24 protein-coding genes are annotated in these 25,879 nt (G+C 65.5%); 15 read left to right on the top strand and 9 right to left on the bottom strand.

The annotated features are described in order from the left end of the window. Window positions 1-26 precede the first annotated feature (26 nt). The 4 genes from betA to M1D93_RS17170 form a co-directional block, all read right to left on the bottom strand. Complete coding sequence (gene betA / locus M1D93_RS17185) at window positions 27-1,736, bottom strand: choline dehydrogenase (protein WP_461172666.1); 1,710 nt, start codon at window positions 1,734-1,736, stop codon at window positions 27-29. A 423-nt stretch (window positions 1,737-2,159) separates the two neighbouring features. After that, the gene (locus M1D93_RS17180; protein ID WP_461172665.1) at window positions 2,160-2,744 is read right to left on the bottom strand and encodes a TetR/AcrR family transcriptional regulator; all 585 of its coding nucleotides are present in this window, start codon (window positions 2,742-2,744) and stop codon (window positions 2,160-2,162) included. A gap of 97 nt (window positions 2,745-2,841) precedes the next feature. After that, window positions 2,842-5,724, bottom strand: coding sequence for an ATP-binding cassette domain-containing protein (locus M1D93_RS17175; protein WP_461172664.1), 2,883 nt, complete (start codon window positions 5,722-5,724; stop codon window positions 2,842-2,844). Further along, complete coding sequence (locus M1D93_RS17170; protein WP_461172663.1) at window positions 5,721-6,287, bottom strand: hypothetical protein; 567 nt, start codon at window positions 6,285-6,287, stop codon at window positions 5,721-5,723. The genes M1D93_RS17175 and M1D93_RS17170 overlap by 4 nt, the downstream gene beginning before the upstream one ends. 198 nt (window positions 6,288-6,485) lie before the next feature. Between M1D93_RS17170 and M1D93_RS17165 the strand changes: the two genes are divergently transcribed. Continuing rightward, window positions 6,486-7,928, top strand: coding sequence for an HNH endonuclease signature motif containing protein (locus tag M1D93_RS17165; protein WP_461175056.1), 1,443 nt, complete (start codon window positions 6,486-6,488; stop codon window positions 7,926-7,928). Window positions 7,929-8,000: 72 nt separating this feature from the next. On the opposite strand, the gene M1D93_RS17160 is transcribed toward M1D93_RS17165, so the two are convergent. Continuing rightward, the gene (locus M1D93_RS17160; RefSeq protein WP_461172662.1) at window positions 8,001-8,477 is read right to left on the bottom strand and encodes a GNAT family N-acetyltransferase; all 477 of its coding nucleotides are present in this window, start codon (window positions 8,475-8,477) and stop codon (window positions 8,001-8,003) included. Window positions 8,478-8,750: 273 nt separating this feature from the next. Between M1D93_RS17160 and M1D93_RS17155 the strand changes: the two genes are divergently transcribed. Then, window positions 8,751-9,224 (top strand): SRPBCC family protein, encoded by a 474-nt coding sequence (locus M1D93_RS17155; protein ID WP_461172661.1) that lies wholly within the window; start codon window positions 8,751-8,753, stop codon window positions 9,222-9,224. A gap of 107 nt (window positions 9,225-9,331) precedes the next feature. On the opposite strand, the gene M1D93_RS17150 is transcribed toward M1D93_RS17155, so the two are convergent. Beyond that, window positions 9,332-10,123: an IclR family transcriptional regulator gene (locus tag M1D93_RS17150; RefSeq protein ID WP_461175055.1), complete on the bottom strand. Its 792-nt coding sequence runs from the start codon at window positions 10,121-10,123 to the stop codon at window positions 9,332-9,334. A gap of 141 nt (window positions 10,124-10,264) precedes the next feature. Here M1D93_RS17150 and M1D93_RS17145 point away from each other — a divergent pair, with 141 nt between their 5' ends. From M1D93_RS17145 to M1D93_RS17110, 8 genes are all read left to right on the top strand, one after another. Then, window positions 10,265-10,768 carry a tripartite tricarboxylate transporter TctB family protein gene (locus M1D93_RS17145; protein WP_461172660.1) on the top strand — a complete coding sequence of 168 codons (504 nt, stop codon included), beginning with the start codon at window positions 10,265-10,267 and terminating at the stop codon, window positions 10,766-10,768. A 2-nt stretch (window positions 10,769-10,770) separates the two neighbouring features. Further along, on the top strand, window positions 10,771-12,273 hold the full coding sequence (locus tag M1D93_RS17140) for a tripartite tricarboxylate transporter permease (RefSeq protein WP_461172659.1): 1,503 nt from the start codon (window positions 10,771-10,773) through the stop codon (window positions 12,271-12,273). Between the two features lie 46 nt (window positions 12,274-12,319). After that, window positions 12,320-13,324: a tripartite tricarboxylate transporter substrate binding protein gene (locus M1D93_RS17135; protein WP_461172658.1), complete on the top strand. Its 1,005-nt coding sequence runs from the start codon at window positions 12,320-12,322 to the stop codon at window positions 13,322-13,324. 33 nt (window positions 13,325-13,357) lie between these two features. Continuing rightward, window positions 13,358-13,987 carry an RraA family protein gene (locus tag M1D93_RS17130; RefSeq protein WP_461172657.1) on the top strand — a complete coding sequence of 210 codons (630 nt, stop codon included), beginning with the start codon at window positions 13,358-13,360 and terminating at the stop codon, window positions 13,985-13,987. A gap of 37 nt (window positions 13,988-14,024) precedes the next feature. Next, window positions 14,025-14,804, top strand: a complete 780-nt coding sequence (locus M1D93_RS17125) for an NAD(P)-dependent oxidoreductase (protein ID WP_461172656.1) — start codon at window positions 14,025-14,027, stop codon at window positions 14,802-14,804. Window positions 14,805-14,883: 79 nt separating this feature from the next. Then, window positions 14,884-16,221 (top strand): TRAP transporter large permease subunit, encoded by a 1,338-nt coding sequence (locus tag M1D93_RS17120; protein WP_461172655.1) that lies wholly within the window; start codon window positions 14,884-14,886, stop codon window positions 16,219-16,221. A gap of 11 nt (window positions 16,222-16,232) precedes the next feature. Continuing rightward, the gene (locus M1D93_RS17115; RefSeq protein ID WP_461172654.1) at window positions 16,233-16,487 is read left to right on the top strand and encodes a hypothetical protein; all 255 of its coding nucleotides are present in this window, start codon (window positions 16,233-16,235) and stop codon (window positions 16,485-16,487) included. After that, a complete protein-coding gene (locus M1D93_RS17110; protein WP_461172653.1) occupies window positions 16,484-17,467 on the top strand; it encodes a cyclase family protein in 984 nt (327 codons plus the stop codon). Before M1D93_RS17115 ends, M1D93_RS17110 begins: the two co-directional genes overlap by 4 nt. 38 nt (window positions 17,468-17,505) lie before the next feature. Here the strand turns inward: M1D93_RS17110 and M1D93_RS17105 are convergent, their stop codons facing one another. After that, on the bottom strand, window positions 17,506-18,270 hold the full coding sequence (locus M1D93_RS17105) for a zinc metalloprotease (RefSeq protein WP_461172652.1): 765 nt from the start codon (window positions 18,268-18,270) through the stop codon (window positions 17,506-17,508). A 502-nt stretch (window positions 18,271-18,772) separates the two neighbouring features. On the opposite strand from M1D93_RS17105, the gene M1D93_RS17100 reads away from it, so the two are divergent. The 5 genes from M1D93_RS17100 to M1D93_RS17080 are packed head-to-tail and all read left to right on the top strand — an operon-like array spanning window position 18,773 to window position 24,452. Next, entirely contained in the window at window positions 18,773-20,209 is a 1,437-nt protein-coding gene (locus tag M1D93_RS17100; RefSeq protein WP_461172651.1) for a GntP family permease, read from the top strand. Window positions 20,210-20,258: 49 nt separating this feature from the next. After that, window positions 20,259-21,509, top strand: coding sequence for a CaiB/BaiF CoA transferase family protein (locus M1D93_RS17095; RefSeq protein ID WP_461172650.1), 1,251 nt, complete (start codon window positions 20,259-20,261; stop codon window positions 21,507-21,509). After that, a complete protein-coding gene (locus tag M1D93_RS17090; protein WP_461172649.1) occupies window positions 21,506-22,492 on the top strand; it encodes a beta/alpha barrel domain-containing protein in 987 nt (328 codons plus the stop codon). Before M1D93_RS17095 ends, M1D93_RS17090 begins: the two co-directional genes overlap by 4 nt. A 2-nt stretch (window positions 22,493-22,494) precedes the next feature. Next, window positions 22,495-23,484 carry a 2-hydroxyacid dehydrogenase gene (locus tag M1D93_RS17085; protein ID WP_461172648.1) on the top strand — a complete coding sequence of 330 codons (990 nt, stop codon included), beginning with the start codon at window positions 22,495-22,497 and terminating at the stop codon, window positions 23,482-23,484. Next, window positions 23,481-24,452, top strand: a complete 972-nt coding sequence (locus M1D93_RS17080; protein ID WP_461172647.1) for a glycerate kinase — start codon at window positions 23,481-23,483, stop codon at window positions 24,450-24,452. Before M1D93_RS17085 ends, M1D93_RS17080 begins: the two co-directional genes overlap by 4 nt. Before the next feature lie 24 nt (window positions 24,453-24,476). Here the strand turns inward: M1D93_RS17080 and M1D93_RS17075 are convergent, their stop codons facing one another. Further along, window positions 24,477-25,265 (bottom strand): IclR family transcriptional regulator, encoded by a 789-nt coding sequence (locus M1D93_RS17075; protein WP_461172646.1) that lies wholly within the window; start codon window positions 25,263-25,265, stop codon window positions 24,477-24,479. Between the two features lie 150 nt (window positions 25,266-25,415). Beyond that, the gene (locus tag M1D93_RS17070) at window positions 25,416-25,733 is read right to left on the bottom strand and encodes a hypothetical protein (protein ID WP_461172645.1); all 318 of its coding nucleotides are present in this window, start codon (window positions 25,731-25,733) and stop codon (window positions 25,416-25,418) included. Window positions 25,734-25,879 lie beyond the last annotated feature (146 nt).

The raw sequence follows: 25,879 nt of genomic DNA, 5'->3' as shown, positions 1-25,879 counted from the left end.
CTCCTTTTCCAGTCCATCAATCATGCCTATGCCTTTGCCGCAGGGGCAGCTGCCGCGGCACCGTTACGCTCCAGCGGGCTGATTCCGTGCCGGTAGAACTCGGCATGCTGCGGTGCCAGCGGGGCCTTCCCCGCGATGAGGTCGGCGGCCTTCTCGGCGAGCATCATGACGGGGGCGTAGATGTTGCCGTTGGTCACGTAGGGCATGGCCGAGGCGTCCACAACCCTGAGGCCCTGCGTTCCGTGGACGGACATGTCGAGCGGGTTCACCACCGCCATCGGATCGGACTCCGGGCCCATCTTGGCGGTGCAGGAGGGGTGCAGGGCGGTTTCGGCGTCCCGGGCCACCCAGTCCAGGATTTCGGCGTCGGTGCGGACGCTTTGTCCGGGCGAGAGTTCCCCGCCGTTGAAGGGCGTCATGGCGGACTGGCCCAGGATGTCGCGGGCTACGTGGATGGCCTCCACCCATTCGCGCCGGTCCTGCTCGGTGGAGAGGTAGTTGAAGATCATGGACGGGTGGACGGTGGGGTCCGTGGACTTGATCTTCAGGGTGCCGCGGGCATCGGAGTACATGGGGCCGATGTGCACCTGGTAGCCGTGCTTGGCGTCCGCCTTCTGCCCGTCGTAGCGCACTGCCACGGGCAGGAAGTGGAACATCAGGTTGGGGTAGGCCACGTCCTCGTTGGAGCGGACGAACCCGCCGCCTTCGAAGTGGTTGGTGGCCGCGGGGCCCTTGCGTCCCAGGAGCCACTGCAGGCCGATGAGCGGGTAGCGCCAGAGGTCCAGGTTGGGCTGCATGGACACCGGCTGGGTGCAGGCGTGCTGGATGTAGACCTCCAGGTGGTCCTGCAGGTTCTCGCCGACGCCGGGAAGGTTGACCACGGGGTTGATGCCCAGGGAGTTGAGGTGCCCGGCTTCGCCCACGCCGGAGAGCTGCAGCAGCTGCGGGGTGTTGATGGCACCGCCGGACAGGATGACCTCGCCGGCGTTCACCACGTGGGTCTGGCCGTTGCGGCGGTAGGTGACGCCGGTGGCTACCGTGCCCTTGAAGTTGACTTTGGTGACCATCGCCCGGGTGAGGACGGTGAGGTTCGGACGGCCGGCGTTGGGGCGGATGTGTGCCCGGGATGCCGAGAGGCGCTGGCCTTTGTGGACGTTGCGGTCGAAGGCCGCAAAGCCTTCCTGGCGGTAGCCGTTGACGTCGTCGGTCAGGGGGTAGCCGGCTTCCTGGGCTGCCTTGAAGAACGCCTGGAACAGCGGATTGGTGGCCGGGCCGCGTTCCAGGACGAGCGGGCCGTCGTGGCCGCGCAGTTCGTCATCCGGATCCGCCGCCAGCGCGTTTTCCATCTTGTTGAAGTAGGGCAGGCAGTGCGCGAAATCCCAGGTATCCATACCGGCGTCGGCGCCCCAGCGCTCGTAATCGAGGGGGTTGCCGCGCTGGAAGATCATGCCGTTGATGGAGCTGGAGCCGCCCAGGACCTTGCCGCGGGCGTGTGCTACGCGGCGGCCGCCCATGAAGGGTTCCGGGTCCGATTCGTAGCGCCAGTCATACAGCGGGTTGCCGCTGGGGAAGGTCAGCGCGGCAGGCATCTGGATGAACAGGTCCCAGGGGTAGTCGCTGCGTCCGGCCTCGAGAACCAGGACGCTGCTGTTGCCCCCTTCGCTCAAGCGGTTGGCGAGCACGGAGCCCGCGCTTCCGCCGCCGACGATGACGTAGTCGTAGTGGGTTTTTGTCATGCTGGAAACTCTCTTTCTACCTGGTGCAGGCCAGCCGCTGAGGGCTGGTGGTCCTTCTTCCGGAAGCCGGCGATGCGCCGCGATACCGGACAAGCGTTGGAAATCCTGAAGTGGTGGATGCGGAACTGCTGATGCGTCAGCGCTGACTCAACGCGGTGCCGGAAATCCCTGGGGTGTGGTGTACGTCATACTCATGCACAGTAATGGACGTTGAACGAGTGTTCAATAGTCCGACTGGACAAACGTTCAATATTTAACGCGGTTGAAACATCGGGCCGTGAAATGAAGGTGAAAAGCCGCTTTCGGGCATCAATATGACGGGCGGCTGTCATGAACGCGGGAACCGCACGGAAGGGCGCAGCGATGGAAGTGCGGATCGGTTCCAGCCGCACTTCCATCCGCGAAAGAGGGTAAAGCAGCCTGCTAAGCGGCGAAGGCGATCTCTTCGGTCCGGGCGATGCTCCGCCGGATGGAATCCTCGTCAACACCAAGGAGCGCGGTGAGCCACATCCCGTTTTGCACGACGACGATGTCTGCTGCCCGCTCCCTGCATTCGTCATTGGAAAGCTTGGGCCTGGCATTGCCGATCAACGTCGCGAGCCCTTGGAGGTAGCGTTCAAACGCTGCGGCATTGATGGAGGCGAAGTCTTCATGGGCTTGTGCCAGGGCCCATAGGTGGAGCCGCAGGGACAGGTACTGCGTGGTAAGGAATTCCGGGCCCGCGACCCGCTGAAGGGCCTTCTTCAGCTGCTCGCAGGGGGATGAATCGAGGTCGGGCGTGACCAGCATCAGGTCATGCTGGTCTACCCGGTGCAGAGCCGCACGGATCAGGCTCAGCTTGTCTTCGTAGTAGTAGTTCACCAGCCCGAGAGCCACGCCAGCCTCACGGGCCACGGCCCGCATACTGACTCCCGAAATACCGTGGCGCGACAGCAGATCCAAGGCCGCTTCCAGGATGCGCGACTGCCTGTCGACCTGTTCGCCGGGTTTCACAGTCTTGGTCTCCACTTGGCCAGACTATGGGCAATGCCGTGGTGGCGCATCCTGCAGCAGGTGGATGGCGGGGGTCATCGGCATCTCATGGGTGCGGCGGCCGACAGAATACTTAGACCCCGAGATCAACCCGGTCACTGGTCGGATCGGAGCGCGCCTGCGTGGCGTGCCCGCCCGGGCTTCCGCCCGCACTGGAGACGGGCTTGACCCGCCGGAACGCGGCGAGAATGGCCCGCCCCACCACCACGATTCCGATGATCGTGGTGACGGCACGCAGGGTGTCCCAGCCCGCCGTCGACGTCACCAGCGAATACAGCAGGAAGCTGCTGAGGTTGGTGCCCAGCGGTGCGCCGGGCTGGTACGAGATGCCGGTGCCCGCGCCCACCGCGAAGGGCCAGAACCACAGGTTGAGCAGCAACCCGTACAGGTAGGACGCCACGGCGCCGTAGCCGCAGAGCATCCACAGTTCCGCCCGCCCGCGCACCCGGCGGGGGAGCAGGCCGGCGCCCGCGCCTACCCATGCGCAGGCGAAGATCTGGAACGGTGTCCATGGCCCGATGCCACCCCACACTGCGCTGGAGACGGCGATGGTGGCGGCGCCGAGCAGCAGGCCGAAACGGGGACCGAACGCCCGGCCGGCCAGGATCAGCAGGATAAAGACCGCCTCCACGCCCCCGACGCCGGTGCTCGCCACCCGCACCGCCGAACCTACCGCTGCCAGGACGCCGAGCAGCGCCACCATGTGTGCGGAACGGACTGAGCCGTCCAAAGAAATGACGACGGCGACCGCGGCGACGGGCGCGATGGCCAGCGCCGCGTAGGGCAGGGCTGCGGCGGCGTCCTGGGGGAGGGCCGCGGCGAGCAGCGGCCAGCAGAAGGCACCCAAGGCGAGGAGGTTCGCGGCTGCCAGGACTGTGAGCTCGACGCCGCGCGGCATCCGGATGCGGTGTGGCTTCTTCGCGCTGGTGATGTCAGTTGGTTCGGTGACGGATCGTGGTGCCGGGATCCACGGTGCTGCGGCGGGCTGTGCAGGAGCGGAAACCGCCCGGGCGGTTTCCGGCGCGGAAGACGGTGCGACGCCGTCCCGCATCGGGAGGATCCGGGCGCCGAGACCGTGGGCGAAGTCGAGGTCGTGGGTTGCGATCAGGACTGCTGCACCGGCGTCGGCTGCGGCACGGAGCGCCGCCGAGACTGCTGTGCGCGCCGCAGGATCGAGTCCGCGGGTGGGCTCGTCGATCAGGAGCGCTTGGGGATCGTCCATGGTCTGAAGCGCGATGGCCAGGATCCTGCGCTCGCCTGCAGAGAGGTCGCGGGGATGCTCGTGCCCGATGGGAATGGAGATGTCGCCGCGCAACCGGGCAAGGTGTGCAGCTGCGGATCCAGGCGCGGGTTGTTCGCCGTTCTTTCGGCGCGCAAGGCGCCGCTCTGCGCCACGGAGCTCGCCCGCGACGGTATCCCTGGTGAAGAGGTCGTCCGAGGCGTCCGGCACGAGGGCGACGCGGACGCCGTCGGCCGTGCCGCCGTCGTACGTTTCTACAACGCCTGAGCCTTCACTGCCCGTGTCCTCACCCAGGGCGAGCGCCACCAGGAGGGAGGACTTCCCGGCCCCGTTCGGCCCCACCAGGGCCACCACTTCACCCCGGTGCAGCGTGAGGGACGCGTCGCGCACAAGTGGCTTGCCCTTGCGGTGCACCGCAAGGTTTGTCGCCGTCAGCACGGGCGCGAGGTCCGTCGGCTGAGCCTGGGCCGGTGACTCACGGGCCTTCATAGAGTGCGAAAGCGATGGCGCGGTACCCGGTACCAGGGCGCCGTCGTTGATGGTCCACCATGAATCCGCGATCGGCACGAGCGCTTCCGCCCGGTGCTCGGCCGCAATGACGCAGACACCGGCATCGCGGGCAAGGGCGTTGAGCACGGCGATGACGCGTCCGCGGGCTGTAGTGTCGAGATCGGCCAGGGGCTCATCCACCAGGAGCAGGGCCGGATGATCCACAACCGCGGCTGCAATGGCGACGAGCGTTGCCTCACCGGCGGAGAGGGTACTGAGATTCCGGTCCAGCAGATCGGTCACCCCGATACGCCCGGCGACCCCCAGCAAGCGGGCCTTGGTGGAAGCGGATGGCATACCGCGCAACTCAAGGGCGAGGGCGATTTCGTCCCGGACCCGGGTGCTGGCGAAGGCGGCGCGGGGATTCTGCAGGACGACGCCTACAGCGCGGGCGGTGTCACGCGGGGGACTGGCGGCACGGTCGGCTCCGGCGACGCGCACCGTCCCGGTGATCTCACCTCCGTCAACGTGTGAGAGGAGGCCGGCGATGCCACGCAGGATGGTGGACTTGCCGGAGCCGGTCGGCCCGGTGATGACGGTTACTGAACCGCTTGACGGCGTGAATTCTGAAACGCGCACCTGTGCGTCGCCAATGCGGAACTGGGCGTCCCGCACCAGAAGCGGGCCGTCGTCGTCGTTCCTGAGGTTGTGTGGCGCCCGGCTCCCGAAGCCGCGCAACTCCAGGGCTGCGGCAACCCGGCTCGCGTGTTCGAGGGTGCGCTCGAGGATGGGCACCAGGGCGCGGGGTCCAAACTTTTCGCCGCGCAACCGGAACGCCAGGCGCACGGAGGTCACGGCGTCGGCCAGCGCCGGAAGCGCCGCCCAGGCCACCACAAGCATCCGGCCGATGCCCTGCATGGGGCCGCGGCGGGCCAGGTGCACGAAGCCCCGGGCCACGTCCACGAACGCGTTGAGCAGGCCGAAGCCAAGGAACATGGCGGCAATCGGCAGGGCGGACACAACCGCCGCCCACAGGCCCTGTCCCGTAACCGGGCCAAGGAAGACCACATGCGCGTACGGGGCAGGAAGCCGCATCGCCGGCAGGTCGAGCAGGACCGGTTCGCCCATGCCCGCCCCGTTGAAAAGGATGCGGTAGATGACCCGCGCCGCAATGAAGACGACGGCGAGGGCCGCCGCTGCACGTAACGGCGCGGGTCGGAAGGTCATGCCGTGGGGGCGGCCGGTTCGCCGTCGACCGTGTAGAGCAGTTCGAGGCTCTCGCCGGGGCTCACCTTCAGGGTGGCGTGGCCTTCCTGGGCATAGGCCCAGTCACCGGAGGCCGGCTTGACCCAGAGGGACCAGTAGGCAAAGGCGGCGGGCATGCCCTTGCATTCTTCCCGGTACGTGCCGCCCTTGTGGGTGATGTCGAGGTCAGCGGCGGGCACACCGTTCACGCGGCACACCAGTTCGGTGGGGTACTGCTCGGTTCCCTCGGTCTTGATGTTGGCCTGCTTGAGCACATCGGCAGCGACAGTGGGCTCGTTGACGGGAACGCACACGGAGGTGTCAGCGGCAGCCTGCTTCAGGGCGCCCGAATCGACGATGACCTTCACGCCGTCGCAGGGCCCATCGGAGGTGCTGGGTGCAGCGCTCGATGAAGCCGCTGCCGTGGAGGCGGGCTCAGAGGCGGCTGGCTGGGTGGCCGGCGCGGAACAGGCGGCCAGGGAAAACAGGAGACCGGCGGCGGCGAGCGAGCTCGCGGCGGCGGTGCGAATCTTAGTCAAAGTCACCTGTTAAGGGTAGGGCGTTGGCTGTCAGGATCCGGAGGCCGTCGCGTTTTGTGACGTCAGCTCTTCCCGGGGTGTTGGCGGACGCCCCGTTCAAAAATTAAGCGGACGACGGCGGGAGGTCCCGCCGTCGTTGTTACTTCGGGGCGGGTGCCGCCGTCATAAGCCCGAATGTCACACCCCCCTGCCATGCTTTTGGTTATGGAGACCGGTGTGGTTGTCGATGCGGAAGGCAGGGCGGCGTTGGCGGCTGCCGTCGCTTCGATGGCAGGGCTGGTTAATGAGCTCGCCGGTGTTGTTGCCTGCCCGATGGCCGCGGATGGAGCTGTGGTTTGTCCCGACGCTGATACTGATCCGTTGCAGGAGTTTTCCGAAGCGTGTCTGGATGGCCTCGAGGTGCTGGCACGGGTTGAGGCTGCGACGGCGGCGGCGAAGGTCCGGCTTGTGGCCGGCTACGCGGAAGCCACAGACGCGATGGAGGGGCCGCCGGCCAGCGCATACGAGGCGACCGCGCAGGAGATGAGCCGCGTGGCAGAAGTCGCGTGTACGCTCACCATCGGCGAACGCGCCGCAGCTGCCCTCCTTGGGGAAGCCCATGCGCTGACCACCTCGTTGCCGGCGGCACTCGATGCCCTGCAATCCGGCACCATCGGCTGGCCGCACGCCCGCATCGTGGTCGAGGAAACTACCGGCCTCACCCCCGCAGCAGCCTCTGCCCTGGAGGCACACTTCTTCGGCCCCGACGAACAGGTTCCCGGAGCCGCACCCGGAGATTTGGTGCCCGCCCGGTTCCGGAGGAAGGTCCGGGACTGGCGCGAACGCCACCACCCCGAGTCAATTGAGGAACGCCACGCGAAGAGCGCGGCGGACCGGCGGATGGAGTACAGCCCGGACCGGGACGGCATGGCTTGGATCTCGCTGTACGTTCCCGGGGATACTGCCTGTGCCATCCGGAACAGGACAACCGCGCAGGCCCGCGGCCTCCAAGGCCCGGAGGAATCACGCACCCTCACCCAGTTGCGCGCCGACATCGCCGCAGGGTTGCTGCTGGGCGGTGCGAACCAGAATGCCGGAGAAGTGCCTCCTCCTAAAGTTGAGGTGCTCGTGACCGTTCCGGTCTTCTCCCTTCTCGGACTGACGGACGAACCCGCCGAAGTCGATGGGCTGGGGCCAGTCCCGGCGTCGATGGCACGGAAGCTGGTTGCTGACGGTGCCAGTTCGTTCTATCGCGTCCTGTTGGACCCCCGTGACGGCGCACCGCTGGAAATCAGCCGTACCAACTACCGTCTCCCGGAAACGCTCAAGCGGTGGCTCAAGATGCGGGACGGCAGATGCACTTTTCCGGGCTGCAGCAACCACAGCCTGGACAATGAGGCGGACCATCTCACCGCCTGGCAGCACGGCGGAACCACCGGGATCAGCAACCTCGGACAGCTATGCCCAAAACACCACCGGCTCAAACACCGGCGACCATGGACACCAACGCAGGCAACGAAGGACCGGCCACCTGGCTGGATGTCGCCGACCGGCCGATACTATCCAGGCGAGCACCCGGACCGGGAACCACCACTCATGCCTCCAGGTTGCCTGCCTGCTTCTGTGAGCCCCCTGGAACAGGCCATCCTGATGCGCCTCGCTGCCTGATGCCGCGGGCTGTGTTTGGACGGGCCGTGTCTGAACGGGCTGTGTTTCAACGTGTCCGTTGGAGGGGGTCCTTCACGAGAGGCGGAGCTCCATAAAAACGCTGTTGGGGTCCAGGGCGTAACCCGCAAACGGCGGGCATTCCGTAAAGGCGTTGCGGGCGTACAGGCGGCGCGCTGGCGCGAAGTAGTCCTCGGTGCCGGTCTCAAGGTAGAGGCGCCCGAGGTTCCGGGCGCGGGCGTCATCGAGGATGTGGCGGAGCATCAATGTGGCTACGCCCCGTCCGCGTGCGCTTGCCGCAGTGCGCATGGACTTGATCTCGCCGTCCGCCGCTGCCCCGGGCGGCGCATCGAGGAGTTTGAGCGCGCCGCACCCTAAAAGATTGCCGTGCTCGCGGGCTGTCCAGAACGTGATGGACGGTGCGGACAGGGCGGAGGGGTCCAGGGCGTGGACGCTTTCGGCCGGTGAGGTGGCGTACATGTCGGCCAGGTGTTCGCTGAGGAGTTGATGGACGTCGCCGCGTGCGGGGTTGTCCCGGTCAATGGAAATCATCGGCTCAAATCTACCGGCTGCGGCTGCCAATGGGCACCAAAACGGAAGCGGACGACGGCGGTGCCTCACGCCGTCGTCCGTCGCAGCTCCTACCTTCGGCGCCTGATTGTCGTGGCACATTGGGCCAGTGGGGGTGCGGTGAACTTCAGATTCAGAGGGTATGGACACTGGTAACCCGCGGACTTATCGTGCAAATGTGGCGGCTGCCTGACTGGCAGGAAGGCAAATGCTGCCAGTCCGCTGTTGCTGCCGCCCGTCACGAGGAGGAAGCAGATGGAACACGTTGAAGAAACCGTCGATGTCGCTGTCCCGGTGCGGACCGCGTACAACCAGTGGACCCAGTTCGAGTCCTTTCCGCAGTTCATGTCCGGGGTGGAATCAGTAACCCAGTTGACCGACAAGACCAACCACTGGGTGACCAAGGTGGGCGGTGTCCAGCGGGAATTCGATACCGAAATAGTCGACCAGGAACCTGACGACCGGATTGCCTGGCGCAGCACCGACGGCAAGTCCCACGCCGGCATCATCAGGTTCACGCCGGTGGATGCCAATCACACCAAGGTCAAGGTCCACTTCGAATGGGCACCGGAAACCGTCACTGAAAAGGCGGGTGCGGCACTGAAAATTGACGAGATGCAGGTGAAGGCCGACATGCGGAAGTTCAAGGCCTTCATCGAATCACGCGGTACCGAAACCGGCGGCTGGCGTGGCGAAGTCAAGGACAGCGGCCCCACGGGGCAGTTCTGAAAGTGCCAGTGGGACCAGCTGAGGAAATCGACGCGGAACCAACAGAAAGAACGACGGCGGGAGGCTCCCGCCGTCGTTCATTTTGCCCGCGCCCGTGGCTGGAACCCCTAGTAGACGGAACCCTCAAGCAGTTCCGAAAGCCTGCCGGCGGCGCGGCGGAGTTCTGGCACCCCGGCTTTCAGCGTGGCTTCGCTGGCTGCCTCCACCGGGCTGGTGAGTGAGATGGACTCGCTGGGCCGCCCCAGCCTGTTTGGCACGGCGACGGCCACAGAGACAACTCCTGTGGCCCGCTCATCAGCTGAGTACGCGTAGTCGGCGGTGGGCTCAGGCAGCCGGGAGCGCAGCACCTCCACCGTGAACCCGGCGCCCTCCTGGCCGCCTGCGATTGCCGCGGCCACCACCTGCTGAAGTTCGTCGTCGGACGCTGACGCGAGCAGGATCTTGCCCGCAGCGCCCAGCGTGAGGGGGAGCCGCTTACCCAGGGGGAGGTCGTACCGGAGGGGAGCCTCGCCGTCGACCCGGGCCACCAGGATGCGTTCGAACCCGAGCCGCGTATAGAGCGACGCCGTAAGTCCGGTCTGTGAGGCCACCTGCTGGAGGACGGGGCGGGCGGAGACGACGAGCGGGTCATTCTCAAGGAAGCTTCGGGCGGCGGGCAGGACAGCCGGGCCGATCCGGTAGGACTTGTCCGTCTGGCTGACCATGCCGAAATCCTGAAGCACCCGCAGGATTCTCAGGGTGGTAGGCAGGCTCATCCCGCAGGCCTTGGCAAGATCGCTGAGCCGCTGCGGGCGCTCGGCCCGCTGAAGTTCCGCGAAGACCTCCAGGGCCCGGGAGAGGGAGCGCATGTTGGAGGCCTTGGGGCCCTCCTCAGCCAAAGGTTCCGTGGATGTCGTCATTGCCATTCTTTCATTCTATGTAAGTTCCTTGCGCTTGACAGTGGGTGTGTCTGCTGTCACTATTTCTTTGTACGCAATATAGTTTCATTCTGTGAAATAAAACAACACGGAGTGAAAACACCCAGAGTTAGAAGGAACCCGATGACAACGGAGTCACTCATGACGAAACCCGAGAGCGCCGCACGAGTGGCTCCCTCCGTGCTGGTGGGTATCGGTGCTTTCGCGGCAGTCGGCGTTTACGTCCTGGTCAGTTCGATCGAGCTTGGCCTCTGGACTTCCCTGGGACCCGGCCCCGGCTTGTTCCCCTTCGCCATGGGTGCAGTTCTCGCAGCCATGGCCGTCCTCTGGCTGATCCAGGAACTCCGCCGGCCCAGCGACACCGTGGAAGGCGTTGACCGCGGCCTGGTCATCGCCGTCGTCCTGAGCCTGGTGATCCTCGCAGCAGTCATGGACCTGCTCGGTTTTCAGCTGAGCATGTTCCTGTTCCTGATGTACCACCTGAAGCTGCGCGGACACCGGACCTGGATCTCGTCCCTCATCATCGCCCTCGCCGGCAGCGTGGGCGCCTTCTACGCCTTCAACTACGGCCTGAACGTGTCCCTGCCCGTTTCGGCCTTCCCCCTGCTGAACACGATCGGACTCTAGCCGTGGACATCTTCAACGAACTTCTGGGCGGCTTCGCCGCCGCCATGACCTGGCAAAACCTGCTCTTTGCCTTCCTGGGCTGCCTCCTCGGCACCATCATCGGGGTCCTGCCCGGCATCGGGCCGGTGGCCGGCGTCGCCCTCCTGATCCCCCTCACGCTGAACCTGGATGCGACCGGCGCAATCATCATGCTGTGTGCCATCTTCTACGGCACCGCCTACGGGGGAACCATCACCAGCGTGCTGCTGAACACTCCCGGTGAAGCCGCCTCAGCCATCACCACCATCGACGGCTACGCAATGACCAAGCTCGGCAAGGCCGGTGCAGCACTGACCATCGCCGCCGTTGGATCCTTTGTCGGGGGAACAGTAGCCACCCTGGGCCTGGTCGCAGCCGCGAAGCCCCTCGGCGAACTCGGCCTGCTTGTAGGACCACCGGAATTCTTCGCCCTGATGGTGGTGGGCATATCGCTCCTTGTCGCGCTGGCCGGAAAATCCATGGTGAAGGCAGTCATCTCCGGCGCCCTGGGCCTTCTGATCGCCATGGTGGGCATCGACCCGGTGGCCGGTGCCCCGCGCTTCACGTTCGGCATGGACCGGCTCCTGGACGGCCTCAGCTTCGTCGCGGTGATCGTGGGCGTCTTCGGCCTCTCGGAACTCCTGTCATACCGCAAGGGCGACCAGCCGGCTGCGGTGCACGCGCCCAACTTCCGTTCGCTGCTCCCCACCGGCAAGGAATGGCGCCGGAGCGCCCCGGCCATGGCCCGCGGCACCGGCATCGGCTTCGGCCTGGGACTCATCCCCGGCATGACCGGCTCGGTATCCTCCCTGTTGGCCTACGGCGCGGAAAAGAAATTCTCCCGCCACCGCAACGAACTGGGCAAGGGCGCCATCGAAGGTGTCGCCGGCCCCGAAACAGCCAACAACTCCCACGCCAACGCCGCACTGATCCCGCTGTTCACCCTCGGCATCCCGGCATCACCCACCATCGCCGTGCTGATGGGAGCCTTCCTCCAGCAGGGCCTGACCCCGGGGCCAACCCTCTTCACTGAACACTCCGAAATTGCCTGGGCCATCATCGCCAGCCTCTTCATCGGCAACCTGCTCCTGCTGGTTTTGAACGTTCCGCTGGTGGGCCTGTGGACCTCCATCCTCCGCGTCCCGTCGTCGATCCTCACCGCACTGATCCTGCTCTTTATGGTCATCGGCGCCTACACCATCAACTTCAGCGTCTTCGATGTCTTCGTGATGATCGGGTTCGGCCTCCTTGGCCTCGCCCTGCGGCACCTGGAGATCCCCTTGGCGCCCATGGTGCTGACCCTCGTGCTCGGACCCCTCATGGAACGCTCCCTCCGGGAATCCCTCGAGATCTCCCAAGGCGACTTCGGCATCTTCGTCAACCGTCCCTTTTCCGCCGTCCTGATCGGACTCGGCCTCCTGATCGTCTTCAGCCCGCTGCTCAAGCTGCGCAAGCCCAAGGCACTGAACGAAGACCCCGAAACCTAAACCCTTCACCGCACTGCCCTCCATACGCCTTCAAAGGAGAAGAACAATGAACACCCGTTCACGCATCATCGCTGCATTCGCGGCAGCCACCCTGATCGCCCTCACCGGTTGCGGCGCCAACGCCGGGGCCGGCAACACCGCCGCCGACGACTTCCCCAAGAAAGGCAAGAGCATCGACCTGGTTGTCGCCTTCTCCTCGGGCGGCGCCGTCGACACTGCCGCCCGGCTCATCCAGCCCATCCTGGAAAAGGAGCTCGGCACCAACGTCGAGGTCATCAACAAGCCCGGCGCCGGCGGCCAGATCGGCTACACCCAGCTGACCAGCGCCGCTCCCGACGGCTACACCATCGGCGCCACGGGCTCCCCGTCCGTCGTCGTCTCACCCCTGGATCCGGCCCGCGGCGCCAAATACACCCGCGACAGCTTCCAGCCCCTCGGCCGGCAGGTCATCGACCCCACCGTCATCGCCGTCCAGCCGGACAGCCCGTACCAGACGCTGAAGGACCTCCTGGACGCTGCGAAGGCAAACCCGAAGTCCATGACCGCCAGCACCACCGGCCTGCAGACAGGCGAACACTTCGCGCTGGCACAGGTCCAGGAGACCACTGGCGCAGAATTCGCCCCTGTTCACTTCTCCGAAGGTGCTTCGCAGGCAACCACCGCCTTCCTGGGCAAGCACGTTGACATCCTCGTGGCCAACGTCAGCGACGTGACCGACCTGACCAAGCAGGGCAAGGCCCGCGTCCTGGGCGTCATGACCTCAGAACGCGCACCTTCGCTGCCCGACGTTCCCACGTTCAAGGAATCCGGCTACGAGCTCGAAGCCGGGACCGCACGGGGCTACTCCGCCCCGGCAGGGCTGCCGGAAGGCGTCGCGAAGAAGCTCGAAGCCGCCATCAAGACGGCCGTCGAAGACCCGACAGTGGTGCAGAAGATGAACGACCTTGGCCTGCAGACCAGCTACCTCCCCGCCGAAGACTACAAGCAGTTCTGGGCCGGACAGGAAGAGGACTTCAAGAAGGCCCTCCCGCTGGTCCAGAAAACCGACTAACCCTCCCGCATCGACCTGACGGAAGAACCCATCATGACAACTCCAGCACTTGACACCATCGGCGCCGACTTTCCCCGCCCCGAGAAGGACCTGGTGGAACGGCTCGCCAAGCTTCCTGCCGCCAACATCGGTGACGCCATGGACCGGCTCGGCGTCGCCAGCTCCGCGATCCAGGCCATCTGGCCCGGCGCCCTCCTCGCCGGGCCTGCCTTCACCGTCTGGACCCGGCCCGGTGACAACCAGGGCATCCACAAGGCCCTGGAGTCAGCCCGGCCCGGAGACGTCATCGTTGTCGCCGGCGGCGGGGATGAGTCCCGCGCACTTCTGGGAGAACTCATAGGGGAGCGCGCCATCAACCTGGGCATCGCGGGCTTCGCACTGGACGGAGCAGCGCGCGACGCCGAGGCGCTGGCTGAGATCGGCATGCCCGTCTTCGCCCGGGCTACTACCCCGGCCGGTCCCTACAAAAACGGCCCGTTCCGCCTGGGAACGCCGCTCGCCTTCGGCGGCGTCCCCGTCCTGCCGGGCGATGTCATCATCGGTGACTCGGACGGCGTCGTGGTCATTCCCCGTGAGCAGGCAGCGGCAGTTGCCGAAGCTGCGGAAGCAGTTTTTGCCGACGAGACCAACCGCCGGCAAGCCATCGTCGCAGCCCGCCACTAAGCAGCCCGCCACCATTACAAGAAAGACAGAGAAAATCATGACAGCGGTAACCGTCATCGGTCTCGGCGAAGCCGGAGCCACCTACGCGGCGGCACTTACAGCCGCCGGCCACCAGGTCACCGGGTTTGATCCGGTTGCCCCGTCCACTCCTGCCGGCGTCACCCGTGCAGCAACTGCGGCCGAAGCCTGTTCCGGGGCTGACATCGTCCTGGTACTGACAGGAGCTGCGGCAGCACGGAGCGTCGCGCAGGAATGCCTTCCGGTCCTGGAAGCAGGGAGCTGCTACGCCGATTTCACGTCATCCTCCCCGGGCGTGATGTGCGAGCTCGGACAGCTTCCCGGCAAAGCCGATTTCGCAGACGTCGCCATTCTCGGACCGGTATCCGCACTGGGCGAAAAGACACCGCTGATGGTCAGCGGCCCCGGCGCCCAGGCAGTCGCGGATCTGTTGAGCCCGCTTGGTGTGGACATCGAAATCGCGGAAGGGGAGCCCGGTGCAGCCATGGCCCACAAACTCCTGCGAAGCGTCCTGATGAAGGGGCTGGCCTCAGTGGTGGTCGAAGCCGTCAACGCCGGGAAGGCAGCTGGACTGGAAGAATGGATCCGGGCCCAGATCGCGGGCCAGCTGGCCGGGGACGGCCAGGCAGTCATCGACCGTTTCCTGGCCGGCACAGCCAAGCATGCCCTCCGTCGCTCAAAGGAAATGCAAGACACTGCGAATTACCTTTCCGACCTCGGAGTGCCTGCAGAAATGACCACTGCCTCCGCCGCCGCCCTCAGCCGCATGGCCGGGGAGACGGTGCCGGCCTTGCGCTGACCCCGGTGTGGGGCACAATCATGGACAGGTATCACTTGAGTATCCACACCACCAGCAGGTCACGGTCAGGAGCAGCAGCATGATCGGCATTTGGGCCCTTGGCGCCTACCTGACCGTGATCCTGCTCTGGACGACAGTGATCAAGCGCAGCGTCGGGGAAGCCATGATCCTCGGCTTCCTGGTTGTGCTCCCCTTCACCGGTGCGGCAGCCGGCCAGATCGGATGGACGGCGCTTTACTCGGCGATAACCGACGAAATCGTCTACGCAACCATGGCGTTCGTTTTTATGGGATACCTGCTGGACAAAACCGGGGTGCTCGACCGGCTGATCGACCTGCTGAACTCCCTCATCGGGGGAGTCAAAGGGGGACCAGCCTGGGTATCCACCGTGGCATCGGCAGGCCTGGGCGGAGTAGTCCACAACCAGGCCGCCATTGCCGCCACCGTAGGCTCCGTCACCATCCCCTGGATGGAAAAATCGAAGCTGGACAAGCCCGCGGCGGCCACGCTCGTCGCGGGCAACGCCGGCATGGGTATCACCTTCCCGTTCAGTGCGTCGATGTTCGTTCTCGTCGGGTCAGCCACGGTGGGGCCGTTGCTGGACATCAACGCGCTCGTCCTGCCCCTGCTGTTCGGCGGTCTCTGGTGCTTCCTGCACCGGCTGATTGTCACCTGGCTGCTGGTCCGCAAAAGCGGGATGACGCCGCTTGATGCCGCCCACCGGCTTTCTGTCGGTTCAGCGTTCAGCCGTGGCTGGGCCACCCTGCTGCTGTTCGTCGTGGTGGCCATTCCGCTGGTCATCACGTCCGGCGCCATCGCCGAAGCCGTGTCGGACTGGACCGGGGGAGATGTCACCAAGGCAGTAAGCGTCATCGTCTGGATCCCGGTGGTCCTCATCATCACCGGTTTACTGCTGGGCTGGAAGAATCTTCCTCGTAAGGGACGTGCCTGGTGGGCGTTGCTGCAGGATTCCGCACCACGGTTCGGGATTGTCGGCGTGACGGTTGTCTTCGCTTTTGCCGGTGCGAACGCGCTCGCCGCCACCGGACTGCCGCAGCAGATGACGGAACTGCTGAACGGGATGAACCTGCCCCTGTGGCTCCTGGCAATCCTGATTGGGCTGATTATCATCGCCGTTGCAGCACCGCTCTCCGCGACGGCGACGATGGCGGCCGTCGGTACGGTCGGCGTCGCAACCCTCGTCGCGGCAGGTGTGCCGGCAACCACCGCAGCCGTTGCCGTCCTGGTCTTTTCCTCCTGCGAGGCGGCGGTCCCGCCGGGAGGGGCCCCTTTGTATGTGGCGTGCGGGATCGCTGACGTGGACCCCATCAAGACCTTCGCCCGGCTGCTGACCCACTACGCCCTGCCGCTGCTCGGCATCGGCGTGCTGATCATCCTTGGCGTCCTGCCGATCTAAAGGAACACCACATGCATAAGATCCGAAGGGCCGTTGAAGTCTTCTTCGTCCTGACCCTGGCAGCGCTGCTCGTTGGCGGAGTTGTGTTCGTGACCGGCCAGGCCGTTGCGCTGGTCGCCGGGCAGGGCGCATGGCTGACGGCGCTGAACGAGACCATCAAGACGCCGATGTGTATTGCCGCCTCCGCCTGCGCCATCGCCGGGTTTCTCCTGAGCTACAAACGCCACCAGAACCAGGAACAGCCGCAGAAGGCAGGGGCGCGATGACTTCCCCAGCGGGGAACTATCCTTCGTTCGCCGGGCTGCTGCGGCGGGAAGGCGTGCTGGCGGGGACCTCCTGGGGATTGTTTCCGGAGCCGACGCGCGGAACGCCGTCGTTCATCACACCGGGCGCAATACTGGAGGCCCGGAACTGCATTCGAACCGGCACCGCGTTCGGCCTGGACTATCCGGCGGATGCCTTCGACCCCGGAATGTCCCTCAAGCGCGGCGCTCCCCGGCACACCATCTACTCGTCCCACCCTGCGCACCGGGACGATTACCTTGACGGTTACTACCTGCAGGGATCAACCCAGATTGACGGTCTGCGGCACCGCCGGGCGGACGACATCGGCTTCTACAACGGCACCCCCGATGACCGGGTCCGGGAAGGTACGCCGGATCTCGGCATCCAGGACTGGGCGGACAGTCCCATCGTCGGCAGGGGTGTGGTGGTTGACCTTGAGGGATACCGCAATGGCCAGGGAGATCCCATCGACCATGCCGCCGGTGAGCCCCTGGGCCTCGACCTGATCGAGGCGGCAATCAAGAAGCAGTCCGTCGGTCTCCTGCCGGGGGACATCCTGATGCTGCACACCGGCTGGTGCGAATGGTTCCTGGCGCTGCCGCCGGAGGGAAAACAAAGAACGAGGGACAGGCGCCGGGCCACGGGCATTGCCCAGTCCGAAGACTTTGTCGCCTGGGCGTGGGACAACCGGCTCGCCCTCCTTGCGGCCGACAACTTCGCCTTCGAATGCCTGCCAGCTGTTCCCTCCAGCCCCTACCTTGAGAGCGCTTTCAACGACCACGGCATGATGCACCAGCAACTCCTCGCCAAACTCGGCATGCCCCTTGGCGAACTATGGCGTCTCGGCCCTCTCACTAGGCACACCCGAAGCACCGGCAATTGGGACGCCTTCCTCAGCATCAAGCCGCTGAATATCACCGGCGGAACTGGCTCACCCGCGAACGCCATCGCGTTGACGTGATCCGACGGCGGGCACCTCCCGCCGTCGTCTGTTTCCGGTCACAAACGCGGTACGCATTCGCCGGTTCCCAACAACGCCAGTCCTGCGCGGTCGCCGGCCGCGAAGTCGAGCTGGCCGTTGTTCTCTTCGAACATCAACTGCGTGGGGTCATTCACGTGGCCCAACCCCACCACATGCGCCAACTCGTGCATGATGACGGCACGGACCAAAGCAGGTCCATCAGGAAAGGCCAGAGTTTCTGCCAGGCCCGGTGCATCAAGAAGAACCTGGCCGGAGACATACACATAGGGCTCACCCTGAACCTGAATTGAGGTGCTGCCCCCTGTCCCAGCAACCCTCCCCGCCAGCTCAGGTGCTTCCTCCGGCGTGGACCACGCAATCAGGATCGGAGCCCACTTCTTGCCGTACCGATCAGGCTGGTACGCCTCGCGGTCCTTCACCGGCGCTTCGGACGTGGGTCCGTCGTACACGAACTGCAGTCCGGTGGCAGCGGAGACCGCGGCGACGGATTCACGAATGAGCTGATCCGTTCCGGCTGGCGCTAAGTCCGGCCGGATCACGTAGTGGATCGGGCGGCAGGGGTCGTAGGCAACAAAGGGCTGGTCCGGATCGGGAGATTCCTGCAGGACATAGGCGGTGGATCCGGTCGTGGCAGGCGGGACGCCAAGGGGAGACGAAGCGGCCTCAAACCCCGGTGGAGGGACATCGGAGCCAGGGAGGTGTGGCAGCGCCGCCGACCAGACAAACCGGTCGAAGAGCGTGGGTGTGAAGTAAAGCCCCACGACGAGTGCGAGGCCCAGCACGGTGGCCCACCGGAACTTCCACCTGCGGGTGTTCCCTGGCTTGATCCTGCGATACCCGCGGCTCTTTCTTACAGTTGGCGGCGGGGCTGCACGCCACGGCTCGGGATCTTGAAGTTTTCCGAGTGCCTCATCTATGGACCACTGCGGGATGCGCCCGCTGGGCGAACGCCGAACGCCCGGAACATCATGCCCCCTGCCAAACCTGCCCGAAGTGTCCTTGCCGAAACCTGATTCCACCAGCGCCCCCTTGTGCCCCCAACCATCCCCCTGGGATAGCTGAATCAGCATAACGGCTGGTCAGGACGGCAGCCAGGGCCGCGGTGGCGATACCAGACGAAGGAGATCCAGCCCGCGCAAGGTAGCGCGATAACTGCGAGCAAAAGAAATGTCTTGCATTATGAGATGCATCCCATAATATGGGTTTAGCGATGTGGCCCTCCTCACGATGCCCATCTGTTCCCAAGCCTTCAAAGTGGAAGGCCCAATGATCGGATTCCCCCTCATGTCAGACATAGCCGTCCTTATCAACACGGCCGTGGCAGTCCTTGCCGCCGTCGTGCTGATCGTCCGTTTTAGAGTCAACCCCGTCATCGCCTTGGTGATCGGCTCGGTTTACCTGGGCCTCGCTGTTGGCCTCGGAGTCGAAAAGACCGTTGAAACCATCACCTCCGGATTCGGTGAAATCATGGTGGAAGTAGGCCTGCTGATCGCCTTCGGTGTGCTGATGGGCTCCATCCTCAATCAAAGCGGAGCTATCCGCCGCCTGGTGGAACTGTTGCTGAATACGTTCGGCCCCAAACGCCTGCCGTACACCATGGGCCTGGCCATCGGAACGGTCCTGCAATCGATCTTCCTGGACGTCCTGCTGGTCATCTCCGCCCCCTTGGCCCGCAAGCTCGCGCCGAAGATCGGCAAGCTCGGCACCGCACGGATGGCAACGGCCATGGCCATCGCCCTCGAGTGCGGCATTGTGTTCATGGTTCCCGGCGTCGCATCCCTGGCCCTTGCCGGCCTCCTGAACGTGCCCCTGGGCAAAATGCTGTTGTTCGGCCTCCTGCTGGTGATCCCCACCATCATCATTTCCATTGCCATCATGACGTTCCTCTTCCGCCGCGGCTTCTGGAATGAAGAGAAGGACGAAGACCACACCTTCGTGGCAGAAGAAGACCGTGAAGGCGAAGACGACTACGAAGCTGCTGCGGACCAGCCAACCAATACGCCACAGCGGAACTCGGTCAGGGAAGCTGCGGACCTGCAGCCCAGCACCGTTGCACTGGCCAAGCGGGGCAAGAAGGAATTTCCGCTGCTTGCCCTCTTCGCCCCGCTCCTGACCTCATTGGTCCTGATCGGGGCCGGCGCCATCCTTCAGATCCTCGAAATCGACCTGCCCTGGCTCCAGCTTCTCGGCGAACCCGTCATTGCCCTGCTCATCGGCCTGATCGGCACCTGCCTCGTCACCCGCTCCGCCATCGGCCAATCCCGCGTTGAAGAAGCAATCACCATTGGCTTCAAGGAAAGCGGGCAAATCCTGATCCTCACCGGCGTGGGCGGATCCCTCGCCGCAACTGTCGCCGCAGCAGGCCTTGGAGACATCCTGGGCGGGTTCTTCTCCGCCAGCACGGTTGCCCCGCTCCTGGTGGTCTGGGCCATTGCCGCCGTACTTCACATCGCCGTCGGCTCCGTCACCCTGTCCGCCATCACCGCGGCCGGACTGCTGGCGCCGATTGCTCCGGCCATCGGGCTGGATCCCGTGCTCCTCGCGCTTGCCGCCGGCGCCGGATCCCTGTTCATGGTCCATGTCACCAGCAACACCTTCTGGCTCCTGCAGTCGCTGCTGGGGCAGAGCGTGCGGGGCGCACTGAAATCCGTGACCGTCGGCGTCTCGGTGGCCTCCGTCGTAGCGATTCTCCTGATCCTGCCCATGAGCCTGCTGTTCTGACCGGGCCCACCACCCCCGTCCGGACACCCGCCAACGAAAGAAGAATCCCATGACACAGACACCCATCGCACCCCTGGAGGGGGTACGCGTCCTTGAACTCGGCAACTACATAGCCGCCCCCACCGCGGGCAGGCTGCTTGCCGATTTCGGCGCCGAAGTCATCAAGGTTGAACGCCCCGGCACCGGCGACGAGCTGCGCAACTGGCGCCTCCACAAGGGCGACACCTCCATGCTGTACCGCACCATCAACCGCAACAAGAAGTCGGTGGTGCTGGACCTCCGGACCGAGGCAGGCAAACAGGCAGTCCTCGCCCTCGCCGCCAAGTCCGACATCCTGCTCGAAAACTTCAGGCCCGGCACGCTGGAACGGTGGGGCCTGGGTCCCGATGTCCTCAACCAGGCCAACCCCGACCTCATCATCACCCGCATCTCAGCCTTCGGACAGACAGGCCCCCTGTCCGAGCGGCCCGGATTCGCCGCCGTCGCCGAAGCCTACGGCGGGTTCCGCAACCTCGTGGGCGACCCGGACCGCGCACCCGTCCGGGTAGGTGTCTCCATCGGAGACTCCATCGCGGGCCTGTACGCCGCCTTCGGCTCCATGATGAGCCTCTACCAAAGGGAAGCACGACGGCGGGACTCGGCCGGCGCCGCACCCCTCACCGAGCGCATCATCGACGTTGCCCTTAACGAGGCCATGTTCTCCATGATGGAATCCCTGATTCCCGACTACCAGGCCTACGGCGTGGACCGCCAGCGCGTGGGCGGCCGGATGGAAGGGATCGCGCCCTCCAACGCCTACGTGTGCAAGGACGGCGCCAGCATCGTGGTGGCCGGCAACGGAGACTCGATTTACCAGCGGTACATGGACACCATCGGCCGGCCCGACCTGGCAGCCGACCCCGCCCTGCAGACCAACGCCGGCCGCTGGGAACGGCGTGAAGAGCTCGACCAGGCGATTGGAAAGTGGACGGCAGAGCTGGACGCCGCCGATGCACTGGCAGCCCTGGACGCCGCCGGCGTTCCGGCCGGTCCCATCTACACGGCCGCGGACATTAGCACCGACAGCCAGTACGAAGCCCGCAACATGATCCAGAAGTTCGACGTCTCAACCGGCGAAGAGATCCTGCCCGGGGTGGGCTTCCCCGGCATTGTCCCCGTGATCGGCGACCAGTCGCTCCCCATCCGGAACCTCGGACCGGACCTGGGCGAAAACACCGAAGAAATCCTCAGCGGGCTCCTCCACATGGACCCGGCAGAGATCAGTGCGGCCTCCGGCCGCGAGGAGGCACTCCAGCCATGAATCAGCACGAAAACAGCCTCGCCACCACCCTGGGCAACACCATCCTGAGGGACGTGACCCTGCGGGACGGGCTCCAGCTCACCGGCAAGATGCTCTCCACGGAGCGGAAAGTCGAAACGGTCCGGGAACTGATCCGGCTGGGCGTGCCCTCGATCGAACTTGGATCAATGGCCCGCGCGGACCTGGTCCCCACCATGGCCAACACGCTCGAAGTTGTCCAGGCCCTCACTCCCGAGGAACTGGAAAAGTGCTGGATTTGGGTGGCCACGCCAGGCCACGTCGCCAAGGCATCAGCCGCCGGAGCGCGGAACTTCCAGTACTGCCTCTCCGCATCGGACTCGCACAACAAAGCGAACATCGGCCGCACCACCGAAGAAAGCCTGGCCGCCTTGCCGCGGGCGATCGAGTACACCAAGGCCGTCAACGGGAAGATCCAGCTCTGCATCGCCACGTCCTTCACCTGCCCGTTCGAAGGCTACGTTCCGGAGGAGCGGGTCCTGGCCATCGCCAACGATCCCCGGGCTGAGGGCACCACGGACATCGTCCTCTGCGACACCCTGGGCCAGGCCTTTCCGGCCCAGGTCTCCGGGCTGATTGCACGGGTACGGGATGAATCTCCGGCCCGGCGGATCGTCTATCACGGCCACGACACGTGGGGTTTGGGCGTAGCCAACACCCTCGCCGCCATCCAGGCCGGCGCAGCGATGGTGGACGGCGCACTCGGCGGGCTGGGCGGCTGCCCCTTCGCGCCCGGCGCCAGCGGCAACACCTCCAGCGAAGACATCCTGTTCGCCACCCGGCCAGAGTGGCTCACCACGGAAACCTTCGCGGACCTGGTTGTCCTCTCCGAGAAACTGCTTGCCGAGCTGGGCGAACCCAACCGCTCGAAAGCTGCCCAGGGCGCGCGCTCCAAGGCGCCGGCCTTTGAATGGGTCCTTCCCGCAGATTCCGCCGCCCCTGACTGCACCACTGGAGGAAAGTGACGATGGGCAACCACTTCCTGGTCACCACTGCCATCCCGGAACCCGGGCTGCAGCTGCTGTCCCACGCCGGCCAGGTCACGGTCCTGCCCGAACCGCCTGACTACCGGACACTGGCGACACTATGCGCTTCGGGGGATTTCGACGTCGTCCTCACCCAGCTGCGCGACGTCATCGACGCGCCGCTCCTCGCCGACGCCAGGGTGAAGGGCATCTCCAACTACGCCGTCGGTTACAACAACATCGACGTCGACGCCGCCACCCGGCACGGCATCCGGGTGGGCAACACCCCCGGTGTCCTGACGGACGCGACGGCGGACATCGCCATGCTGCTCATCCTCGGCACCGCCCGGCGTGTGGTGGAGGCCGACCGGCTGGTCCGCGACGGCAACTTCCTCGGGTGGGAACCGGAACTCCTGCTCGGCAGGGATGTCTCCGGCGCCGTGCTTGGCCTGGCCGGGTTCGGAAGGATCGCCCGCGCAACGGCCCGCCGTGCCCTCGGGTTTGGGATGGAGGTGGTCTTCTCGCCGCGGCCGCCAGGGGACCGTCCTGTCAGCGATGAGGAACTGGGGGAGTTCGCCGGCAAGATCCGCCAGGTTCCTTGGACTGAACTCGTGGAGCAGAGCGACTTCCTGTCCCTCCACGTTCCGCTGAATGACCAGACCCGGCATCTGGTGAATGCGGATGTGCTGGCGCGGATGAAGCCGGACTCCATCCTTATCAACACTGCGCGCGGTCCTGTGGTGGATGAAGCCGCCCTCGTGGCGGCGCTCCGCACCGGGGTTATTGCCGGTGCCGGGCTGGACGTGTTCGAGGACGAGCCGCAGCTCGCACCCGGGCTGGCAGAGCTGCCCAACACCGTGCTGCTGCCGCACGTCGGCAGTGCCACCGTGCGGGTCCGGTGCGAAATGGCACGGCTGAGCGCACTGAACGCCATCGCCATCGCCGAGGGCCGCCTGCCGCTTCACCCGGTCAACCGGCCCGTCCCGGCATGACGATCCTTGTTGCCCCAGACAGTTTTAAAGGGACTTATTCTGCCGCTGAAGTCGCCGCTGCCATTGCCGCAGGCATCGAGGACGGAGGACTGCAGGCTGTCGAACTGCCTGTCGCCGACGGCGGCGAGGGAACCTTCGACGCCCTTTGCCGCAGTCTGCGGGCCTCGCCGGTGACTGTCGACGTCGTTGATTCCTGGGGTGAGCCGCTCCAGGCCGTCCTGGGGCTGGCTGCCGACGGTACCGCCGTCGTCGAGGTGGCGCAGGCAAACGGCCTGACCGCCGCCCGGAACACCCCGGCTGACGCTTTGTCGGCCAGCACGTACGGGACCGGGCTGCTTATTGCAGCCGCTGTCAGCCATGGCGCCACGCACGTCCTGGTGGCGGCTGGCGGTTCCGCCACTACCGACGGCGGGGCCGGTGCTGTGCAGGCCATCTCCGAAAGGGGCGGTCTTCAGGGTGCCCGGATCACTGTCCTGTCCGACGTCACCACCAGCTTCCTGGATGCTGCCCGCGTCTTCGGACCCCAGAAGGGAGCAGATCCAGCCACGGTAAAGCTGCTGGAAGAACGGCTGGAGCAGCTGGCCGCGTTATATCCGCGCAACCCGACCGGCGTACCGCGAACGGGTGCCGCCGGAGGCCTGTCGGGTGGATTGTGGGCGCACTTCGGGGCAGAACTGTTGTCCGGCGCGGATGCCGTCCTGGACGCGGGGGACTTTGACCGGCGTCTTGAGTCTGCCGTAGCCGTGGTGGTGGGGGAGGGGCGGCTGGATTCGCAGACCGGCGAAGGAAAGATCATCTCCGCGATCCTGGAACGCGTGCGGAACTCCGGCCGAAAGATTCCACTCGTGGCCGTTGTGGGCTCCGTAGCCGACGACCTGGGAAACTACGCGGAAAACTTCGCCGACATCCTCATCGCTACAGATACTGCTGCAATGCGCGCGGCCGGAAAGGCTATCGCGGCGCGGTAGCGCCCCTTAATCTCCTGGCGGGACTCAGGACTCACCAGGAAACCGGCCGCCGATCAGTCGTGTCATGTGCTCCGCCGTGGTGAGCAGGGGCTCCACCCACGCTTCGCACGCCTCAAGCGGCATCCGCAGGGTAGGACCGCTGATGGTGACAGCGCCCACCAAAGCCGCCGCGGGGTCAAAGACCGGGGCCGAAAGACCCGAAGCCCCGTCTTCACGCTCGCCCACCGTAATGGCAAACCCATCCCTGCGGGTCTGCTTGACGGCAACAGCAAGCTCCTCGGAGGTGGTGATGGTGGACTCCGTGATCTGGGTCAAAGGATCACGGAGGACCGCGTCCATCAACTCCGGATCCCAGGCCAACAAAACGCGCCCGGCCGAGCCGGCATGAAGCGGCGCCACCTTACCCAGGTGCATCTCCCGCCGAAGGGCATGCCGGGTTTCCGCCATGGCCACACATACCCGGTAATGCTGTTCGGATTTGAAGAAGCACGTCGTTTCGCCCGTAGTGTCGCGCAAGGTCTTGAGCAGCGGGCTCAGGATGTCCACAACTTCCATCCCGCGGGTTGCGGGCGCCGCCCAATAGGCCATCCGCATCCCGATGCGGTAGGCGTCTTCCTCGCGGTCAAGGAATCCCTGGGATGTCAGGTTGGTGACGAGCCGCTGGACGGTCGACGTGGGCAGTCCCGTGTGCTCGCGGATATCACTCAGCGACAGAACCGGCCTGGCAAGGGAGAACGCGTCGAGGATCGAGGTGATCTTGCCCAGGACAAGGAGCGGGTTGCCGCTGGAATTCGCTGAAGCATCGGACGCCATGGAACTCACGCTAGACGCTGCCCGCAGCTGAATCCACTCGCCCCTCCCAGCGGCGCTGGGCGAAAGTGCTTGCTGCCCAGCGCAGGCGGACGACGGCGGGAGCGTCCGCCGTCGTCCGCTTGCGTTTGCTGCGGGTCTTGCCGCCCGGTTCTACGGGCTGAGGTCCCAGTGGACCTGGATTGCCTCTGCGACGGGGCCGGTGGTGACGTCCACCCGGAAAGCGACGGGCGCTGTGCTTGTCTCCTCAATAACGGCGTCGCGGTACACGCGGCCACATCGAGGGCACAATGTGTAGAGGTCCTCGTCCGCCGGCCACGCCGCCAGCCCTTCGGGGACAGGGGACTCGGCATAAACAGGCATGCCCTCAGAGTTCGCCTGAATCAAACCATCCTGGCTGACAGTGTTGCCGCAGACGCAGGTGATGGTGGTGACATCATGGCCCACCACATCGGCGGTTTCAGCGTCCACGATGACCTCCCGGATGCTGGAAGGGAACTGGTGGTACCAGCTTATGCCCGCTGATGGTAAAGGCGCCCGGGCCTACCCAACTTCCGCCGTTTCCATTGCCTGCTTCCTGTGCGGGGTCCACCATTAAGCCTGTCGGGAAGGCTGGG

Source organism: Arthrobacter sp. Z1-9, assembly GCF_054792695.1.
The sequence above is the reverse complement of the archived record's forward strand: the minus strand, read 5'-3'. Positions and strand labels throughout refer to the sequence as shown.

What these genes read in the sequence shown, in the direction of transcription:
- M1D93_RS17110 (WP_461172653.1), top strand. Translation starts at nt 16,484, where the DNA reads ATGACTTCCCCAGCGGGGAACTATCCTTCGTTCGCCGGGCTGCTGCGG.
- M1D93_RS17080 (WP_461172647.1), top strand. Translation starts at nt 23,481, where the DNA reads ATGACGATCCTTGTTGCCCCAGACAGTTTTAAAGGGACTTATTCTGCC.
- M1D93_RS17090 (WP_461172649.1), top strand. Translation starts at nt 21,506, where the DNA reads ATGAATCAGCACGAAAACAGCCTCGCCACCACCCTGGGCAACACCATC.
- M1D93_RS17175 (WP_461172664.1), bottom strand. Translation starts at nt 5,724, where the DNA reads ATGACCTTCCGACCCGCGCCGTTACGTGCAGCGGCGGCCCTCGCCGTC.
- M1D93_RS17075 (WP_461172646.1), bottom strand. Translation starts at nt 25,265, where the DNA reads ATGGCGTCCGATGCTTCAGCGAATTCCAGCGGCAACCCGCTCCTTGTC.
- M1D93_RS17145 (WP_461172660.1), top strand. Translation starts at nt 10,265, where the DNA reads ATGACAACGGAGTCACTCATGACGAAACCCGAGAGCGCCGCACGAGTG.
- M1D93_RS17125 (WP_461172656.1), top strand. Translation starts at nt 14,025, where the DNA reads ATGACAGCGGTAACCGTCATCGGTCTCGGCGAAGCCGGAGCCACCTAC.
- M1D93_RS17165 (WP_461175056.1), top strand. Translation starts at nt 6,486, where the DNA reads ATGGAGACCGGTGTGGTTGTCGATGCGGAAGGCAGGGCGGCGTTGGCG.
- M1D93_RS17115 (WP_461172654.1), top strand. Translation starts at nt 16,233, where the DNA reads ATGCATAAGATCCGAAGGGCCGTTGAAGTCTTCTTCGTCCTGACCCTG.
- M1D93_RS17100 (WP_461172651.1), top strand. Translation starts at nt 18,773, where the DNA reads ATGTCAGACATAGCCGTCCTTATCAACACGGCCGTGGCAGTCCTTGCC.
- M1D93_RS17150 (WP_461175055.1), bottom strand. Translation starts at nt 10,123, where the DNA reads ATGACGACATCCACGGAACCTTTGGCTGAGGAGGGCCCCAAGGCCTCC.
- M1D93_RS17135 (WP_461172658.1), top strand. Translation starts at nt 12,320, where the DNA reads ATGAACACCCGTTCACGCATCATCGCTGCATTCGCGGCAGCCACCCTG.
- M1D93_RS17130 (WP_461172657.1), top strand. Translation starts at nt 13,358, where the DNA reads ATGACAACTCCAGCACTTGACACCATCGGCGCCGACTTTCCCCGCCCC.
- M1D93_RS17120 (WP_461172655.1), top strand. Translation starts at nt 14,884, where the DNA reads ATGATCGGCATTTGGGCCCTTGGCGCCTACCTGACCGTGATCCTGCTC.
- M1D93_RS17160 (WP_461172662.1), bottom strand. Translation starts at nt 8,477, where the DNA reads ATGATTTCCATTGACCGGGACAACCCCGCACGCGGCGACGTCCATCAA.
- betA (WP_461172666.1), bottom strand. Translation starts at nt 1,736, where the DNA reads ATGACAAAAACCCACTACGACTACGTCATCGTCGGCGGCGGAAGCGCG.
- M1D93_RS17095 (WP_461172650.1), top strand. Translation starts at nt 20,259, where the DNA reads ATGACACAGACACCCATCGCACCCCTGGAGGGGGTACGCGTCCTTGAA.
- M1D93_RS17155 (WP_461172661.1), top strand. Translation starts at nt 8,751, where the DNA reads ATGGAACACGTTGAAGAAACCGTCGATGTCGCTGTCCCGGTGCGGACC.
- M1D93_RS17085 (WP_461172648.1), top strand. Translation starts at nt 22,495, where the DNA reads ATGGGCAACCACTTCCTGGTCACCACTGCCATCCCGGAACCCGGGCTG.